General features: G+C 53.8%; 18 protein-coding genes and 2 pseudogenes. 12 read left to right on the forward strand and 8 right to left on the reverse strand.

Annotation, left to right across the window (positions count from 1 at the left end; genetic code table 11):
* Positions 1 to 15: 15 nt before the first annotated feature.
* The 5 genes from hisH to H6973_14130 all read right to left on the reverse strand — a co-directional run bounded on the left by hisH (position 16) and on the right by H6973_14130 (position 2,913).
* Positions 16 to 654, reverse strand: a complete 639-nt coding sequence (gene hisH / locus H6973_14110) for an imidazole glycerol phosphate synthase subunit HisH (protein MCP5126722.1) — start codon at positions 652 to 654, stop codon at positions 16 to 18.
* Between the two features lie 58 nt (positions 655 to 712).
* The gene (hisB, locus tag H6973_14115; protein MCP5126723.1) at positions 713 to 1,303 is read right to left on the reverse strand and encodes an imidazoleglycerol-phosphate dehydratase HisB; all 591 of its coding nucleotides are present in this window, start codon (positions 1,301 to 1,303) and stop codon (positions 713 to 715) included.
* A gap of 191 nt (positions 1,304 to 1,494) precedes the next feature.
* Positions 1,495 to 2,313 (reverse strand): IS110 family transposase, encoded by an 819-nt coding sequence (locus H6973_14120; protein ID MCP5126724.1) that lies wholly within the window; start codon positions 2,311 to 2,313, stop codon positions 1,495 to 1,497.
* Positions 2,314 to 2,406: 93 nt separating this feature from the next.
* Entirely contained in the window at positions 2,407 to 2,607 is a 201-nt protein-coding gene (locus tag H6973_14125; protein ID MCP5126725.1) for a hypothetical protein, read from the reverse strand.
* A gap of 168 nt (positions 2,608 to 2,775) precedes the next feature.
* Complete coding sequence (locus tag H6973_14130) at positions 2,776 to 2,913, reverse strand: hypothetical protein (protein MCP5126726.1); 138 nt, start codon at positions 2,911 to 2,913, stop codon at positions 2,776 to 2,778.
* Positions 2,914 to 3,070: 157 nt separating this feature from the next.
* Between H6973_14130 and H6973_14135 the strand changes: the two genes are divergently transcribed.
* The 8 genes from H6973_14135 (at position 3,071) to H6973_14170 (ending at position 8,887) form a co-directional block, all read left to right on the forward strand.
* Positions 3,071 to 3,847, forward strand: coding sequence for an HDOD domain-containing protein (locus tag H6973_14135; GenBank protein MCP5126727.1), 777 nt, complete (start codon positions 3,071 to 3,073; stop codon positions 3,845 to 3,847).
* A gap of 188 nt (positions 3,848 to 4,035) precedes the next feature.
* Positions 4,036 to 4,662 (forward strand): toll/interleukin-1 receptor domain-containing protein, encoded by a 627-nt coding sequence (locus H6973_14140; protein MCP5126728.1) that lies wholly within the window; start codon positions 4,036 to 4,038, stop codon positions 4,660 to 4,662.
* 72 nt (positions 4,663 to 4,734) lie between these two features.
* Positions 4,735 to 5,424, forward strand: a complete 690-nt coding sequence (locus H6973_14145; protein ID MCP5126729.1) for an IS630 family transposase — start codon at positions 4,735 to 4,737, stop codon at positions 5,422 to 5,424.
* Positions 5,425 to 5,790: a transposase gene (locus tag H6973_14150; GenBank protein MCP5126730.1), complete on the forward strand. Its 366-nt coding sequence runs from the start codon at positions 5,425 to 5,427 to the stop codon at positions 5,788 to 5,790.
* A gap of 215 nt (positions 5,791 to 6,005) precedes the next feature.
* Positions 6,006 to 6,812, forward strand: coding sequence for a transposase (locus tag H6973_14155; GenBank protein MCP5126731.1), 807 nt, complete (start codon positions 6,006 to 6,008; stop codon positions 6,810 to 6,812).
* Positions 6,813 to 6,950: 138 nt separating this feature from the next.
* Positions 6,951 to 7,133, forward strand: a complete 183-nt coding sequence (locus tag H6973_14160; GenBank protein MCP5126732.1) for a hypothetical protein — start codon at positions 6,951 to 6,953, stop codon at positions 7,131 to 7,133.
* Complete coding sequence (locus H6973_14165) at positions 7,130 to 8,107, forward strand: hypothetical protein (protein MCP5126733.1); 978 nt, start codon at positions 7,130 to 7,132, stop codon at positions 8,105 to 8,107. Before H6973_14160 ends, H6973_14165 begins: the two co-directional genes overlap by 4 nt.
* Positions 8,108 to 8,209: 102 nt before the next feature.
* Positions 8,210 to 8,887 carry a hypothetical protein gene (locus H6973_14170; GenBank protein MCP5126734.1) on the forward strand — a complete coding sequence of 226 codons (678 nt, stop codon included), beginning with the start codon at positions 8,210 to 8,212 and terminating at the stop codon, positions 8,885 to 8,887.
* On the opposite strand, the pseudogene H6973_14175 reads toward H6973_14170, so the two are convergent.
* Positions 8,876 to 10,050 (reverse strand): annotated as a pseudogene (locus H6973_14175) (IS630 family transposase). The gene H6973_14170 and the pseudogene H6973_14175 overlap by 12 nt on opposite strands.
* Positions 10,051 to 10,129: 79 nt before the next feature.
* Here H6973_14175 and H6973_14180 point away from each other — a divergent pair.
* From H6973_14180 to H6973_14195, 4 genes and pseudogenes are all read left to right on the forward strand, one after another.
* Positions 10,130 to 10,675 carry a hypothetical protein gene (locus H6973_14180; GenBank protein ID MCP5126735.1) on the forward strand — a complete coding sequence of 182 codons (546 nt, stop codon included), beginning with the start codon at positions 10,130 to 10,132 and terminating at the stop codon, positions 10,673 to 10,675.
* 62 nt (positions 10,676 to 10,737) lie between these two features.
* Positions 10,738 to 11,912, forward strand: a pseudogene (locus H6973_14185) (IS630 family transposase).
* Positions 11,913 to 12,097: 185 nt separating this feature from the next.
* Entirely contained in the window at positions 12,098 to 14,359 is a 2,262-nt protein-coding gene (locus H6973_14190; GenBank protein ID MCP5126736.1) for a YgiQ family radical SAM protein, read from the forward strand.
* A 69-nt stretch (positions 14,360 to 14,428) separates the two neighbouring features.
* Positions 14,429 to 14,995: a Uma2 family endonuclease gene (locus H6973_14195; protein MCP5126737.1), complete on the forward strand. Its 567-nt coding sequence runs from the start codon at positions 14,429 to 14,431 to the stop codon at positions 14,993 to 14,995.
* Between the two features lie 8 nt (positions 14,996 to 15,003).
* On the opposite strand, the gene H6973_14200 is transcribed toward H6973_14195, so the two are convergent.
* A complete protein-coding gene (locus H6973_14200) occupies positions 15,004 to 15,684 on the reverse strand; it encodes a response regulator (GenBank protein ID MCP5126738.1) in 681 nt (226 codons plus the stop codon).
* Between the two features lie 6 nt (positions 15,685 to 15,690).
* Positions 15,691 to 17,157 (reverse strand): HAMP domain-containing protein, encoded by a 1,467-nt coding sequence (locus H6973_14205; protein ID MCP5126739.1) that lies wholly within the window; start codon positions 17,155 to 17,157, stop codon positions 15,691 to 15,693.
* Positions 17,158 to 17,183: the final 26 nt, after the last annotated feature.

The raw sequence follows: 17,183 nt of genomic DNA on the forward strand, positions 1-17,183 counted from the left end.
TCTTGATTTCAAGGGTCAGGGATTCCAGTTAATGAAATTGGCAAGCAAACGCAATCCTGCCTGGGCGCTCTTTTCCGGATGAAATTGCACCGCGAACAGATTGTCTCGCGCAATCGCCACCGTGAAATTAAAACCATATTGACTCTGACCCACCGTCAACACCTCGTCAGTGGGTTGCAAGTAGTAACTATGGACGAAATAAAAGCGGCTGCCCTGAGGAATACCTTCCCACAACAGATGATCACGCACTTGATGCACCTGGTTCCAGCCCATGTGGGGGACTTTCAGCCGTTCACCGCTGGCGGAATCAAACAACTCGCCAAACCAGACCACCCGGCCCGGCAAAACCTTCAGGCATTCAACCCCACCGTTTTCCTCACTAAAGTCCAACAGCGCCTGTGGTCCCAGGCACAATCCCAGAAACGGTTTGCTGCGCGCGGCATCCCGAACCACATCGATCAGTTCCCAGTGCGCCAACTCGCGCATACAATCGCGGATTGAACCCTGACCGGGAAACACGACCCGGTCGGCGGTTAAAATGTCATGGCGATTCTGGGTCACCCGCACCCGCGCCTGGGGTGCGACATGCTCAAGCGCTTTAGCGACGGAGCGAAGGTTACCCATGCCGTAATCGATGATCGCGATGCTAGTCATGCGGAGGACTCGTAGGAGTGCTGAATGCAGGGGTTAACAGTGATCTATCGACCGAGACTTAGAGGCTGCCCTTGGTGGAGGGAATACCCACCATGCGCGGATCAAATTCAACCGCCATGCGCAGAGCGCGGCCAAAAGCTTTGAATATGGTCTCGACGATATGATGAGCGTTGCGGCCACGCAGATTGTCGATGTGCAGGGTGATCAGGGCGTGGTTGACGAAACCCTGGAAGAATTCGCGGAACAGATCGACATCGAAATCGCCGATTCGGGCGCGAGGGAATTCGATCGCGTATTCCAGACCTGGTCGACCAGAGCAGTCCAGTACAACTCTGGAAAGCGCCTCATCCAGGGGAACATAGGCGTGGCCATAGCGGCGGACGCCATGCTTGTCGCCCAGCGCCTGCCTAACCGCCTGACCCAGGGTGATGCCGATATCCTCGACCGTGTGATGCGCGTCGATGTGCAGATCGCCCTGAGCTGCAATGTCCAGATCAATCAGGCCATGACGGGCGATTTGATCGAGCATGTGATCGAGAAAAGGTAGACCGGTGGCGAGTTGAGCATGGCCCGCGCCATCCAGATTCACCCGAACCTGAATTCGGGTTTCCAGGGTGTCACGTTTGACCGTGGCGATGCGCGCCGACATGTTGGCTGGTTTCTATCCGCGACTGCTATTGTAACCATCTCCACTCAATCCTGCAGTGAAGATGAGGATTATTTAGAGGGAATTATAGATGATTGGGTCCAATAAGCGAATTCCATTTATGCATTGGACGCAAAATTATGGGTTCTTCGAGGATTCTTGTGGAACCCACACCGTAGATACCGTCTTGGCGGTCAAGGGGCGAGGGTCCAATTTGCTTGATAGGGTTGCTGATGTTTAAGGACACCGAACGCCAATTGCACCAATTTGCGCATGGCTGCGCCCAAGGCGGCGATTTTGGCTTTGCCCCGGGCCAGCAGGCGCTGGTATAAGGCCTGGATGTGCGGGTTATGGCGGGTCGCCACGACGGCGGCCATGTACAGCGCTGCCCGAATCCGGGGTGCTCCGGCTTTGGACAGGCGGGGGCGGCGATGCAGGCTGCTGCCCGATTGACCTTCGATGGGGACCAAGCCGAGGAAGGCGGTCACTTGATCGGCGGAGGTAAAGTCGTGGCCGTGCAGCACCGCCAGCAACCGCTGGGCGGTTTTCTCGCCCACGGCAGGAATCGAGCCCAGCAAGTCGTGGTCCTGTTTCAGGCGGGGATGGCGTTCGATGTGATCGTGAATCGCCGTCTGTACGCGGGTTTGCTCCTGCCTCAAAAAGGCGATGTGTTGTTGGAGCGAGTCCAGGACGGTGGCGGGTGCGGGAACCGCCGCGGTTTTCTCCAGACGGTTCTGTTCCCGGCGCAGGTCCGCTTCGACCGCATCCAGGCGGGCGATCAGGGCATTCAATTCCCGAATCTCCGAGGCCGGGGGTTGCCAACGGGGCGGGTTGACCAAGGCCCCGTACCGGGCCAGCACCGGGCTGTCGCAGGCGTCGGTTTTTGTGCGCACCGCCACACCCTGACCAAAGGCTTTGACTTGGGCAGGATTGACGACGGACACCCCGGCGCCGGCCTCAATAAACCAAAGGGTGGCCGCTTCATGATAGACCCCAGTCGCTTCCAGAATCAGATGAAATGCGAATTAAGAACTAACTAATATCCTTAAATATAAATATGTTACGTTACTCATCGAATTGCTGACGAAAATCCAGAAATCGGGTTTTCAACGAGTTGAGGATGAAGCTCTTAATTCGCATTGAACCTGACTCAGGTCCGGGACTTTTTGCCGGATCCGCCAATCGCGCAATTCCGTAAAACCCGCTGGGGTGTTGGGCACGGTCTTGGCGCGGCGTTGATCGTTCTCCGGATTGAGCAGACAGCCATCCAGCTTGTTTTTAGCAACATCAATACCGAGGTGATACATCAGGGTTCTCCGAAAGTGTTAACGCTCTGCGCTACACCGGCCTTGTGCATTCAGGATCACCGCACCGGGCGGGTCCTCGGTTACCGTTCAGTGTTTCAGCAGGCAGAACCACAGCGGTCGAGGGCTTCATCTACGCATCAGGGTCGCGCCCTTAGGTCGGGCTCAAGCTCACTCAACCTCTGGGGGGCCGTTCATCACCACCCCCGCCAAGATACAAGGTCGGGCATAAGCGCAGCGTTGCCCGACAGGAGCGCGCATGTCGGGTACGTCCGGAGCCAGACCTACCGATTGCAACATCAATTCCACAAGAATCCTCGAAGAACCCATTTATGTTGCCATTACTGATCAGCGATTAGGCAGCTCAGTAACAGTTCCTTGCCATGCATTGTCTATCGTCATGGCCGATCCGGGGGGGATGGTCTGCTAAACTGTGAGTCGATCGCTGGCCGTAGAGTGTTCGACGATGGATCTGAAATCCCTTGTGCAAAATACCCGCACCTTGTTTTCCCTGCCAGATGTGTTGATTTGCATTAATCAGTTAATCGATGATCCCAACTCTCAGGTCAATGACCTGGCGGAAACTATTCTTTGCGATGCAGGGTTGGCTGCTCGTTTGCTGCGCTTGGCCAATAGCGCTTACTACAAGCCCCAGCGCCGGGTGGAGACGGTTTCGCACGCTATTATTTTGTTAGGGCATCGACAAGTCCGCGATCTGGTGATGACCACAGTGGCAGTGAGTATCTTCAAGGGACTGCCTCCGGAATTGGTGAACATGGACCGGTTCTGGCTGCACAGCATTCGTTGTGGCAGCGCCGCGCGCCGCCTGGCTCAGCATCGTCAGCTTCACGAGACGGAACACTTCTTCATTGCCGGTTTGTTGCATGGCATCGGTAAGCTGGTTCTTTACAGCCAATATCCAGAGCATTATCGCGAAGTCCTTGAATTGGCAGGCGAAGACGAATTGGCCCGGATTGCCGCTGAACGCCGGATTTTCAAATTCACTTATGCCGATGTAGGCGCTGAATTACTGAAGAGTTGGCGGCTCTATGATCATCTCCACATGGCGGTTGCTTACCATTTGGACCCCTCCTGGGCGCTAGCGACCTATCGTTTGGATAACCACGATTCTCCATGTCGCGGTCCAAATCGCCAACAGTATGCCAGCAGAGGCCGATGTTCTTTCCAATCCGTCAATGGACGATACCGCGATGCATTTCGCGCCACTCGCCAAATTGCTTAATTTGCAACCTGAATTACTGGCTGCGCTCCCCACGGAGATTGATTTGCAAGCCAGGGAAATCTTCGAAATTGTCCGACCGGTTCCTATGGCAGCTTTCTCTCCATATAGCTCCTAACCATTTGATAATTTCGTACCAGTACGATAAGCCATATCGTCTGCTGTTTTGGTTGCATAGGATGTGAAAGGGAATGAACAAGATTTTTGTCAGCTATTGCCATCATCAGGGGGATCGGGTTTGGAAACGGCTTACGCCCTGTTTGAAAGCAGGCGGGGCTGAGGTATTGATCGACCGGGAGCGCTTCGAGGTGGGCAAGGCGCTGGTTGGGCAAATGGACGCTACTCAAGATCAGGCCGATAAGCATTTGCTAGCTTTATCGGACGATTATTTGAAGAGTTCTTCTTGCTGCCACGAAATGGATCGGGCTATTGCTCTGGACCCGGATTTCAAATTGGGCATCGTGATTCCTGTATTACGTGGCGCTTGTACGCTACCGCCTTCGATCACCGGGCCGAATCCGCTGTATGCAGATCTACGTGACGACCGCCAACCCGACCCATGGACTCAAGTGCTCCGGCAGTGCGGTGCAACCGGGTTGGGAACGACTGCCCCGGCGTGGTTGGCGGCGCGGGACGAAGTGGCGCGGTACCTGGAACGGAATCAATCAGTAAATCTGGTGGTGGATAACGGAGTAAATTGGCGAGCCTTGCTGGCGCATCTGGTCAACGACTATCCGCTGGGCTTGGCGCAAGTGGATTTGCAAGACCCTGATACTATAGGCTTGCCAACGATTATCCCTACATTATCAACGAACTGAGCGTTAATCAAATTGTCTAATAACTATAGAAGACCTCTTTAGAGACTCTAAATTTATAGAGGAGGTGCGGCAATGAACGCGGAATGGATGTTTGATGCACGTAAAATACCGGATGAAGTGATGAATTACATCCGGCGTATTGCGGTTCGCGCGGTCGAAGAGAAGCATTATGGTCCGGAGCTTGTTGCTGATTTTTTGGGTATCGACCGAACGAGTATTTATGATTGGCTTCGCAACTATCGTTATGAAGGAGAAGAAGCCCTGGATACCCGGAAAGCGCTCGGCGCCACGTGTGTGATGACTCCGGATATTGATCGATGGTTAAAAGAAACGATACTCAATACGACGCCGGCGGATCATGGCTATGATACGGTTTTATGGACTTTAGAGATCATGGTTAATTTATTGAAAGAGTACTTTGGTTTATGGGTATCGGATGCCACGGTTCGTCTGCATTTACATCAATTAGGACTGAGTTGTCAAAAACCTTGTTATCATGCCTTAAACCAGGATCAGGAGGAAGTTAAAAAGTTTATTAATGAAGAATTTAAAGAGATTCAGAAGCGGGCTCAAGAACTTGGAGCGGATATTGCGTTTCAGGATGAGTCATGGGTTCAAGGCCATACGCGTTCTGGACGGACGTGGGGCTTAGTCGGTCATCCGCCTGAAATTAAAGTGAGTGATGACCGGGGTGGGTTTCACATTTTATCGATGGTTACGGCGACGGGCGAGTTAATATTTGAAGTGACCACTCAAAAATGAGTGAGTGGGGTTTTCATTGCCTTTTTAGAGAAGGCATTAGAGGGTCGAGAGCGCCCATTAATTGTCATCACGGACAATGCGTCTTATCATACCTCGAAAGAAGTCAAAGCCTTTCTTGAGACGCATCGAAAACAAATCCGCTTGTTCTTTCTTCCCCCCCACTCGCCAGAGTTAAATCCGGATGAACAGGTTTGGAATGAGATCAAAAATGATCATCTGGAAAAGGAGCCAATTAAAAACCGGGCTGATTTCAGAGCGCGCGTTTATTCTGCTTTGGAAAAGCTAAAAGAATTTCAGGAAAGGGTCAAATCATTTTTTAGGCTCCCTGATACTCAATACGCTAATCCTGAAAAAGCTCCAGCATGATTTTTGTGGGGATAACTATTAGCAAGACAATACCTCCCGCCGGGGTTTACTGGCAGCAATAGCAAAGGCTTTGGGGGAACGGATTTCATTGCCGGATGAGCCGCGAGATTTACCCAAGTTTAAATGCGAATTAAGAGCTAACGGTATTGGATAAATTAGATTGCCAGTCCATTGTATAATAGGTGCTTCTCACCACACCTATTGGAGCGGCTACGATGGACTGGCAAATTCAGTTAATTACCCTTTATGATATGGTTTGCAAACACTATCAAGAAGAGCTTTGGGTTTATTGCCAAAGATTTAGTCCTTACTGCGATCTATCATTTACGGATGAAGAGGTGATTACTATTTTCTTATTTGGGATTATAAGTAAACACAGTCAAATTAAAACGATCTATGACGAAGCTCAACGTCATCTGGGTGATTGGTTTCCGAATTTGCCCTCGTATCCTGGATTTGTGCAACGGGTGAATAAAGTCTGTGATGTTTTCGCGCCGCTCGTCGAAATTCTGTCGGCCCGTGGCCCTATTTTGGGTGATTGGTTGCTGGATTCTCAACCGATTATTCTTGCTCAGCAAGGGCATAGCTTCAATGCACGCGTTGCTCCAGAGTATGCCAGTCGGGGCTACTGTGCATCGAAGAAGCTGTATTATTATGGCGTAAAATTGCATGTTTTAGGCCAGCAGCAGATCGGCAGCTTACCTTTTCCTGATTATATCGGCATCACTCCTGCTAATGAAGATGATGGGAAAGTTTTGGAGAGTCTATTACCTTACTTACCCGAAAATAGAGCGTATGGTGATAAATCATATGCGTATTTGAAACCGATCGCGGCCCTACAAGGAATCGAGTTGTTAACACCGATTAAGAGACAAAAAGGTCAGGAATATTTAGATGTTGCTAATCAATGGTTATCTCGTGCCATCAGTCAAGTCCGTCAGCCCATTGAATCATTTTTCAATTGGATTAATGAAAAAACCGGTATTCAAAAAGCGAGTAAAGTCCGCTCTTCATCCGGATGATTAGTCCATGTCTTTGGGCGACTGGCTGCTGCCATTTTTATGCTTGTTTTTCCTGAAATTTTTCGTAGCGCTTAATTCGCATTTAAAGAGTTGCTACAGACTCGTTCCAATACTCGGGTAGTTCTGACGCATTTCGATATGGCGCCTCATCGTTCCTATTACGATGTCGATCTGTTCGCCGCATTGCGTTTCCTGATGATGGACATGCGCAAGTTGACGTTGCTGGTGCAGTCACGCACGCCGTTTGCTGCGCTGTTGCCGAAAGATCACCCGCTTTCCGACCTCGACATCAAAACAGTTGAGCTGCGCGCGCGACCATGACGCCATTGCCGTTGGAACAACTTGGGCTGCGCGTGCAGGATCATCGCTCGGCGTTGTGGTGGCTGGGGATCTTGTACCGGCGTCCTCAACAATTCCGAAAACAACTGGAAATCCTGCCACGGCTTCAAGCGCTACGCGTTGGTGGCGTGCTGTATCTTTATGCCCTGCTCCATATGGTGGTCTTGATGATAGTCTTGGGCATCCTAGACCATTGGGTGTTGTTCGGTGTTTTAGGCTTGGAATTCGCCAACGTTGCCCTCGGGGTTGTCCTCGGGGTTGTCGGAGGGATTGCCGTAGGGATTGCCGTAGGGATTGTAGGAGGGATTACCTTCGGGATTACCGACGGGATTTTAGGAGGGATTGCCTTCGGGATTGCTACAGGGATTGCCCTCGGGATTGCCGTCCGGGTTACCGACGAGATTGCCTTCGGAATTGCCCTCGGGATTGCCCTCGGGATTGCCCTCGGGATTGCCGTCGGAATTACCCTCGGGATTGGCGCAGGTGTTGCATACGGGATTGGCGCAGGTGTTGCGTTCGGGATTACCGTCGGAATTGCCCTCGGGATTGCCTCGCTTCGCGCCTATTACCAGTTTTTTGGTTGGCTTTTTATCTGGCCAGCAGTGCACGGTCGCTGGTATCCCTGGCATCCGGTCGCGTGGGACGACCTGTGTTCATTGCCTTTTCCTGGCTTGGATCGTCTGTTAGCGGCGTATGCCGATCATGCGCCGACCGCCGCGCAGGCGGAAATCGAACGCCTCATCGATCATTATCCAAGTCAGCGTATGTCGGCCTTGCGCGCCAAAACCCGGTTGATCGCCCGCGCCTCTGCCCAAGAGACCCATCTGTCCCGGCTCGACGCTTACATGGCGCAACTTCCAGAAGGTGATCGCGATTTTCTTGCCCAGACATCGAAAGTACGCGCGATGGCTGGCGAAATTTGCCAAGTGCAAATATGCGAATTAAGAGCTAACTAATATCCTTAAATATAAATATGTTACGTTACTCATCGAATTGCTGACGAAAATCCAGAAATCGGGTTTTCAACGAGTTGAGGATGAAGCTCTTAATTCGCATAAATGCGCCTGGATACCCTGGATCGTCCGTTTCTACGCGAGCCAACGGCTGCGCTGCTGGTCGAGAAGATCAAGAATTTCCAGAGCCAAGTGGCCGGTTTTCGCGAGCCACTGAGCAGCGAATTCCGCCAAGCAGCCCGTCAATGGCTCGCTATCGCCGAACGTCAGCATCACCAAATTCAAATCGTATTGAGCAAGGAACCTGCTTTACCAGTATTTCGGGCAGGTGATCCGGTAGATCGAAACAAGGAAGCCTTTATCCCACGCGAAAACATCCTCGGCGACTTGGATCGTCAATTGACTTTGAGTACCGGTTGTCCTGGCTTGATCCTGTACGGTCGCCGCCGCATGGGTAAATCCACCTTGTTGCGCAATCTGGAGGGTTTTCTACCTACCCCGGTGCATATCGCTGTCGTCTCGATGCAGAACCCGGACGCCTTTACCTCGCAGGCCAATCTTCTGGATGCCATAGTACGACGAGCGTCAGAGGCCCTTCAACCGGAAAAAAAGCCTGCCGTGCAGACAGTTGGGAACTTGAAGGACTTTTTTCAACGGCTTACCGATTGCAACGCGCGTCTGGCGGAAATGGATCAACGGCTGATGCTGGCCATCGACGAGTATGAAAACCTGGACCGTAAATTAGGTGAAGGCGTATTCAATGAAGATCTGCTAGTGGGCTGACACAGAAGTTTTGACAGGTTCAGAGGTTTCTAGGTCCACCGGGGTTTCAGAAGATTTCAAGGGAGGATAGAGGCGCTTGAGTTTGACCCGGGCCAAGTCGGTGCCGAACTGCCAGTGGATTTTGGTCTGACGTAGGTTGCGTGGGCCTTGCCAAGCGGCGATTTCCTTCCGCAAAGTTTCGAGGTTCGCAATGCGGCGATTCAAACACTGGCCGGCGAGAACAGCGAACTCACATTCCGCCATATTGAGCCAACTGCCATGCTTGGGGGTGTAATGAAATTCGAGCTTGCGGGTGATCCGGCGGGCTTCCTCTGGAGAAAAGACACTATACAAGGCCGCAGGAGTGTGGGTATTGAGGTTATCCACGACCAACCGGATTCGCTCCGCCTTCGGAAAGTACACATCAACGAGTTGCTGCATTTGCTGGGCAAAATCGCGTTTGGTGCGCTGTTTCGTGACATTAACATGACGCCACCCGCGCAAGGGTTGTACGAATAGAAATAAATTGGCGGTGCCTTCGCGTTTGTATTCACAGTCATAGCGCGCCGGTTGACCCGGGCGGGCGGGTTGAGGACAGCGGGTTTCGCTGGTCAATTGCACCGGACTTTCATCGAAGCACACTTGGGGGTATTGAGGATCATCGGGTTCGGCGTACAGGTCCAACACATCCTCCATATGCCAAACATAATCGGGACTGACACTGGGAATACACCATTCTTGACGTTGCCAGGGTTTGAGGTCGTTTTTTTAAGGATGCGCCGCACACTCTCACGGGAAATGGCTTCGATGGGCCGGAGTTCCATGAAGCGGTCCGCTAACAATTGGAGAGTCCACTGACAACGGCCAGCGGGCGGGGTACTACAGGCCAAGGCGACCAGAAAGGCGGCCTGTTTGCCGGTCAAGGCCGGGGGCAAACCGACTCGTGGCCGCTCGCTTAACGCCGCCAGCAACCCTTCGTCGACAAACCGTTGACGGGTACGATGAACGGTCGAAATCCCCAAGTGAAGGCTTTGGGCAATGGCCTCATCCGTCGCCCCTTCCGCAGCCTGCAGCAACACATGGGCACGGGCAACCTTGCGCGCCGCTGCCTTGCCTTTATGAATGACCTTCAGCAGGTCTTCCCGCTCCTCTTCAGTTAGATCAACCAGATACTTGTGGGCCATGGTGATTCCTCCTGTTGATCTCAACCATAGGGCACCCACCGCTACCTGTCAAAACTTCTGTGTCAGCCCACTAGCTACGATGCGCGAATCGATCCAAACGCATCGGCAAATCACCTGGGTTCTCGCCGGGAGTCACGCTATCGCCGAACTGACCCATGCGCCTTGGTCCTCCTATCTGGTGAGCGCGCGGACCTTGGAGGTGCCGCCTTTTACCGCTGCTGAGACCCGTCTTTTGCTCACCGAACCCTTGCGCTATTCCTCCCTGTGGCCAAAAGATGATCCGATGCGCCCCCGGTTCAGTCCCGAATTCTGGGGCATGGATGGCATCGGGCGCATCCATACCGAAGCGGGTGGTTGGCCACACTTGGTGCAACTCTTGGCGGAAACGGTCGTCGATCTCTGCAACGATCACGAGCAGGATCAAGCGGACCCAACACTGCTGGAGCAGGCTATCGCCAAGGCCATCGTGGCGGGAGATACCGTACTCCGGCAATTGATGCAACCCGAGGACGCCGCACCGGGCGAGTGGGACTATCTACGCGGCTTCCGCACCCGTGATGCCCAGCTTCCACCGGACGACGATGTTGTTTATCAAGCCTTGCGCCGGCGCTTGCTAGTGGGCTGACACAGAAGTTTTGACAGGTAGCGGTGGGTGCCCTATGGTTGAGATCAACAGGAGGAATCACCATGGCCCACAAGTATCTGGTTGATCTAACTGAAGAGGAGCGGGAAGACCTGCTGAAGGTCATTCATAAAGGCAAGGCAGCGGCGCGCAAGGTTGCCCGTGCCCATGTGTTGCTGCAGGCTGCGGAAGGGGCGACGGATGAGGCCATTGCCCAAAGCCTTCACTTGGGGATTTCGACCGTTCATCGTACCCGTCAACGGTTTGTCGACGAAGGGTTGCTGGCGGCGTTAAGCGAGCGGCCACGAGTCGGTTTGCCCCCGGCCTTGACCGGCAAACAGGCCGCCTTTCTGGTCGCCTTGGCCTGTAGTACCCCGCCCGCTGGCCGTTGTCAGTGGACTCTCCAATTGTTAGCGGACCGCTTCATGGAACTCCGGCCCATCGAAGCCATTTCCCGTGAGAGTGTGCGGCGCATCCTTAAAAAAACGACCTCAAACCCTGGCAACGTCAAGAATGGTGTATTCCCAGTGTCAGTCCCGATTATGTTTGGCATATGGAGGATGTGTTGGACCTGTACGCCGAACCCGATGATCCTCAATACCCCCAAGTGTGCTTCGATGAAAGTCCGGTGCAATTGACCAGCGAAACCCGCTGTCCTCAACCCGCCCGCCCGGGTCAACCGGCGCGCTATGACTGTGAATACAAACGCGAAGGCACCGCCAATTTATTTCTATTCGTACAACCCTTGCGCGGGTGGCGTCATGTTAATGTCACGAAACAGCGCACCAAACGCGATTTTGCCCAGCAAATGCAGCAACTCGTTGATGTGTACTTTCCGAAGGCGGAGCGAATCCGGTTGGTCGTGGATAACCTCAATACCCACACTCCTGCGGCCTTGTATAGTGTCTTTTCTCCAGAGGAAGCCCGCCGGATCACCCGCAAGCTCGAATTTCATTACACCCCCAAGCATGGCAGTTGGCTCAATATGGCGGAATGTGAGTTCGCTGTTCTCGCCGGCCAGTGTTTGAATCGCCGCATTGCGAACCTCGAAACTTTGCGGAAGGAAATCGCCGCTTGGCAAGGCCCACGCAACCTACGTCAGACCAAAATCCACTGGCAGTTCGGCACCGACTTGGCCCGGGTCAAACTCAAGCGCCTCTATCCTCCCTTGAAATCTTCTGAAACCCCGGTGGACCTAGAAACCTCTGAACCTGTCAAAACTTCTGTGTCAGCCCACTAGTGACGGAGGAGCAGAATCAATGGCAGCTGCGCGTTCCGCTTATGCAACGCTGGCTGCGGGAACGTGGGTAGACAAAACCCACCCTGACAGGGAACAGGACGAGTCACGCATTGCTCTAACCGTCCACCCCCGTATAATTTCCGACTTCTTTCCCTGGTTATCGGCCCCGCGCCTTCTGAATGCTCATGCACACCGCTCCCCCGCTCTTCTCCTACCGTCCCTATTGGGCCACCCGTTTTGGCGTTGCGCCTTTTCTGCCGATGTCACGCGCTGAAATGGATCAACTCGGCTGGGATTCCTGCGACATTATCCTGGTCACCGGCGACGCTTACGTCGATCATCCCAGTTTTGGCATGGCGATTATCGGTCGACTGCTGGAGGCGCAAGGGTTCCGGGTGGGTATCATCGCTCAGCCGGATTGGACTTCGGCGGAATCGTTCCGGGCGCTGGGGCCGCCGAACCTGTTTTTCGGCGTGACTGCCGGCAATATGGACTCGATGGTCAACCGTTACACCGCTGACCGGCGCTTGCGCCACAACGACGCCTACACGCCCAACGACGAAGGCGGCAAACGCCCTGACCGGGCGGTGATCGTCTATAGCCAGCGTTGCCGTGAAGCCTACCCGAAAGCGCCGATCATCATTGGCGGCATCGAAGCCAGCTTGCGCCGCATCGCCCATTACGATTACTGGTCGGACAAAGTGCGCCGGTCGATCTTGCTGGACGCCAAGGCGGATTTGCTGTTGTACGGCAACGCTGAACGCGCCATCGTCGACATTGCCCACCGCGTCGCCGCCGGTGAACATCCATGTACTGTGCATGATATTCGCGGCACGGCCTTTATTCACAAAGGCGACTTGCCGGAAGGTTGGCTGGAAATTGATTCCACCGAAGTGGATCAGCCGGGACGGGTGGAACCGCATCCCGATCCATACTCAAACCACCCCGGCGCTACGCGCCACCCCTCCTCATCCAAGGAGGGGAATGTACAGATGAGTACGCTCACCTTCCGCCCCCGCGCCATCCGCCATGACCGCGCTAAAACGGTGATCCGTTTGCCCGCCTATGAGCAAGTGCGGGATGACCCGGTGCTGTACGCTCACGCTTCGCGGTTGCTGCATCTGGAAACCAATCCCGGCAACGCCCGCGCCCTGATCCAGCGCCACGGCGACCGCGATGTGTGGCTCAACCCGCCGCCGATCCCGTTGACGACCCCGGAAATGGACGCCGTATTTGACTTGCCCTACGCCCGCGTTCCCCACCCGGCCTACGGCAACGCCCGCATCCCGGCTTATGAGATGATCCGCTTCTCAGTCAACATCATGCGTGGTTGTTTTGGCGGCTGCACCTTTTGCTCGATTACCGAACATGAAGGCCGCATTATTCAATCCCGTTCGGAAGCATCCATTTTGCGCGAGATCGAGGACATCCGAGACCGGACGCCGGGCTTTACCGGCGTGATCTCCGACCTGGGCGGGCCGACCGCCAACATGTACCGGCTGGCCTGTAAATCCAGCGCGATTGAACAAAGTTGCCGCCGGCTCTCCTGCGTTTACCCGGAAATCTGCCCGAATCTGAATACTGATCATTCGGCGTTGACCGCGTTGTACCGTAAAGCCCGGGAATTGCCGGGCGTGAAGAAGGTGCTGATTGCTTCGGGATTGCGCTATGACCTGGCCGTGCGCGACCCGGCTTACGTGCGGGAACTGGTCACCCATCATGTGGGCGGTTATCTCAAGATCGCCCCGGAGCATACCGAAGCTGGCCCGTTGTCCAAAATGATGAAACCGGGCATGGGCGCTTATGATCAATTTAAGGCGTTGTTTGAGAAATTCTCGCGCGAGGCCGGTAAGGAGCAATACCTGATTCCCTACTTTATCGCTGCTCACCCTGGAACTACGGATGAAGATATGCTCAACCTGGCGCTGTGGCTGAAGCGTAATGGCTTTCGTGCTGATCAAGTCCAAGCGTTCCTGCCGAGTCCCATGGCGCTAGCTACCGCCATGTATCACACTGGACGGAACCCATTGAAAGGCATTCACCGCAACCGGGGTGAGCAGGTGGTTTCGGCGAGGGGATTGAAACAGCGCCGGTTGCACAAGGCGTTTCTACGCTACCATGACGCGGAAAACTGGCCGTTGCTGCGCGAGGCGCTCAAGCGCATGGGCCGCGCCGATTTGATCGGCAACGGTCAGCGGCATCTGATCCCCAGTTGGCAACCGGTGGGTACGGGTGCTGGCGGTGGGGAAGGCACGCGCACCGGTCGCAAACATCGACCGCAGCGTTTTTTGACACAGCACACAGGTTTACCTCCGCACAGCGAGGAGACAAAGCCCAGCCAGCCTGCGTCGAAACCGTCCAAGCCCACGATCACTGATCGACGACCAGCGCGGGCGTTTACTCAAGGCAGTCCCTGCGGCTCTGGTCGTCGGTCGCGCCGGCCTTAACGTTAGCCAATGCATTACGTCAAAATAGGGCTTTTCTGAGCGTTGCTCAGTCATCTGGAGAAGGCTGTCATGTCCGCACTCGCGCAATCCTCTTGTACGCCTGAGCAATACTTGATTCTGGAGCGTCAGGCCAACTACAAAAGCGAGTATGTGAGTGGCGGCATCTTTGCAATGGCTGGCGCAAGCAAGGAACATAATCAAATTGCGTTCAACCTCGCTGGAGAATTGCATAGTCAATTGAAGAATCGTCCGTGTCTAGCGTATCTCAACGATTTACGGGTTAAAGTCAGCGCTACCGGCTTGTATACCTATCCCGATGTGGCTGCGCTGTGTGATGAACCGGATTTCGAGGATGCGCACATGGACACCTTGCTAAATCCATCGGTCATTATCGAAATTTTGTCGCCAAGCACCGAAGCGTATGACCGGGGTGATAAATTCGCCCACTATCGCCGGTTACCATCGCTGATGGAGTATGTCTTAATCGCTCAGGACAAGGTGAGGATTGAACACTATATTCGGCAAGATAAACAGTGGGTGTTGACGGAGATGGATCATTTGGACGATATGCTTTGCCTAGTTTCGATTCAATGTGAAATTCCGTTGCGGGAGATTTACGCCAAGATTGAATACTGAACTTGACATTACTCCACTTCCAACTTGTAACCGACGCCGTAGATGGAATGGATGAGGGTTTGATCCGGTTTAATGGCCGCCAGTTTCTTGCGCAGGTTTTTGATGTGACTATCAATAGAGCGGTCGCTAACATCATGGTCGGTATCGTATAACTGATCCAGCAGGGCGTCGCGCGAATACACCCGGCCCGGTCGTTTCAGTAAAATAGCCAGCAACCGGTACTCGTTGGGAGTCAAATCCAGCGGTTGGCCAGCGCAGCGTATTTGCATTCGCTCTTCATCGACAGTAAAGCCGGTTTTCGGAGAGGCTTGATTGATGAGGCAATCAAGCCGCCGAAAAATGACCTTGACGCGCGCCACAACCTCGCGGGGACTGAAGGGTTTGCAGATGTAATCATCAGCGCCCAGCTCTAAACCCAGCAAACGGTCAATTTCTTCAACCCGAGCGGTAACCATAATCACGGGCAAGTCGCTGAACCTCCTTAATTCCTGGCAAATCGTCAGGCCGTCCTTGCCGGGCAGCATCAGATCCAGCAGCAACAAATCGGGCGTCGCGTGCTGGATCGAATCGATCACACGATCACCATGATCCAGCCAACGAGTTTGGAAGCTTGCCGCTTGCAGGTAGTCGCTTAGCAATTGCGCGATCTTGGGTTCGTCTTCGACGATCAAGATTTCTTTAGCGGGCATAAGGCATCAGTTCATAAAGTAGCGTGGCAGCGAGACGCTGATCCGCAATCCGCCCAAGGGCGACGGTTGCGCCGTAATAGCTCCTTCATGGGCAGTTACAATGCTCTGACAAATCGCCAGTCCGAGACCACTGCCGCCGCGCGTCCGACTCCGGGAGGCATCGACCCGGTATAAGCGTTCGAACAGACGAGGACATTCCTCCAGCGCCACACCGGGTGGAGAATCGTCGATGAAGACGCGGATAACCTGATCAGCGACGTGGACAGTCACTTCAATCCGCCCTCCTGCATCAGTATAGCGCACTGAATTTTCGAGCAGATTGGAAAAAAGTTGCAACAGACGTTGGCGATCGCCATGCACCGGCAACTCCGGCAAAGCTTGTTGCGCCAAGGCAAGCGTTAAGCCATGCCGTTGTGCGCGAATGACAAAAGTATCGGCTACCTGCGTCAGAATTTCCTGTAGATCCAGCAGACGCCACTGGTAACTTAGCGCGCCCAGATCAGCAAGGGATAGCTCGTGCAAATCCTCAATCAGCTTACTCAATCGGTCGATTTCATTCTGTAACGACTGCAACCCCGACCGGTCAAACGGACGAATGCCATCCTCCAGGGCTTCCAGTTCGCCACGCACCACAGTCAGTGGGGTGCGTAGTTCATGGGAAATATCTGCGATCCAGCGCTGTCGCGCTTGCTGATTGTCTGCCAAGGTGCGGGCTAGAGTGTTAATGTCCCGACCGAGTTCGGCAATTTCATCCTGACCATTGATGTAGACATGTGTCTGATAATCGCCTGAAGCCAGATTTTTGACCAAGCCAGTCAATTCACGCAGTGGTCGCGTTAATCGTTGCGCCAATAACAAAGCTAGCAATGCCGCGCCAGCGAGCAGAGCTACTGCAATTAATAGAAATGTGTGCGACTGCTGACGGATGAAACCCAACTCCCGTGTATTGGTGATTTGTCTCAGCGGCATCAATGTTAGCCAGCCAACGATCTGATTTTTTACAATCAGTGACTTACGAATCAATGAACGATCAGAGCTATCAATTTGACCAATCACCAGTTGCCCATCAGCGTTAAGTAGCGCTAAACGAGGCCCAAACGATAAGGGATCTGGGGGCAGTGGTGGTGGTGGCGGTGGCGGCGGCGGCGGTAGGAACGGTCGCGGCGGTAACGGCGGTCGCGGTGGCGGCGGTCGCGGCAGTGGCGATGGCTGGCCATAAACAGGCGCGTCCTGCTGCAACAACCACTGCCACATCCGAGGGTGATCCCGCAACCAGGCCCACTGCCTCCGATAAGCATATTCATTTTGCAAACGTATGGCCAGAGCATCCAGATGTTCACTTTCCATCTGATTAATATAGTTTAAAAAGCCATGGCCAATGCTCCACTGAGCGAGCAGAGCCATGACCGCCAATGCGCTTCCCGTACTGAGCAATAAGGTCAGAAAAAGTTGATGAGCAATTTTTAAACGCATCGGCACCCCATATCTTGAGAGGTTCT

It is taken from the genome of Gammaproteobacteria bacterium (assembly GCA_024235095.1).
GTDB lineage: Bacteria > Pseudomonadota > Gammaproteobacteria > Competibacterales > Competibacteraceae > UBA2383.

Bases quoted from the DNA above. Each gene is read 5' to 3' on its own strand.
- hisH (MCP5126722.1), bottom strand. From the start codon at position 654: ATGACTAGCATCGCGATCATCGATTACGGCATGGGTAACCTTCGCTCC.
- hisB (MCP5126723.1), bottom strand. From the start codon at position 1,303: ATGTCGGCGCGCATCGCCACGGTCAAACGTGACACCCTGGAAACCCGA.
- H6973_14125 (MCP5126725.1), bottom strand. From the start codon at position 2,607: ATGTATCACCTCGGTATTGATGTTGCTAAAAACAAGCTGGATGGCTGT.
- H6973_14135 (MCP5126727.1), top strand. From the start codon at position 3,071: ATGGATCTGAAATCCCTTGTGCAAAATACCCGCACCTTGTTTTCCCTG.
- H6973_14140 (MCP5126728.1), top strand. From the start codon at position 4,036: ATGAACAAGATTTTTGTCAGCTATTGCCATCATCAGGGGGATCGGGTT.
- H6973_14145 (MCP5126729.1), top strand. From the start codon at position 4,735: ATGAACGCGGAATGGATGTTTGATGCACGTAAAATACCGGATGAAGTG.
- H6973_14155 (MCP5126731.1), top strand. From the start codon at position 6,006: ATGGACTGGCAAATTCAGTTAATTACCCTTTATGATATGGTTTGCAAA.
- H6973_14160 (MCP5126732.1), top strand. From the start codon at position 6,951: ATGGCGCCTCATCGTTCCTATTACGATGTCGATCTGTTCGCCGCATTG.
- H6973_14165 (MCP5126733.1), top strand. From the start codon at position 7,130: ATGACGCCATTGCCGTTGGAACAACTTGGGCTGCGCGTGCAGGATCAT.
- H6973_14170 (MCP5126734.1), top strand. From the start codon at position 8,210: ATGCGCCTGGATACCCTGGATCGTCCGTTTCTACGCGAGCCAACGGCT.
- H6973_14180 (MCP5126735.1), top strand. From the start codon at position 10,130: ATGCGCGAATCGATCCAAACGCATCGGCAAATCACCTGGGTTCTCGCC.
- H6973_14190 (MCP5126736.1), top strand. From the start codon at position 12,098: ATGCACACCGCTCCCCCGCTCTTCTCCTACCGTCCCTATTGGGCCACC.
- H6973_14195 (MCP5126737.1), top strand. From the start codon at position 14,429: ATGTCCGCACTCGCGCAATCCTCTTGTACGCCTGAGCAATACTTGATT.
- H6973_14200 (MCP5126738.1), bottom strand. From the start codon at position 15,684: ATGCCCGCTAAAGAAATCTTGATCGTCGAAGACGAACCCAAGATCGCG.
- H6973_14205 (MCP5126739.1), bottom strand. From the start codon at position 17,157: ATGCGTTTAAAAATTGCTCATCAACTTTTTCTGACCTTATTGCTCAGT.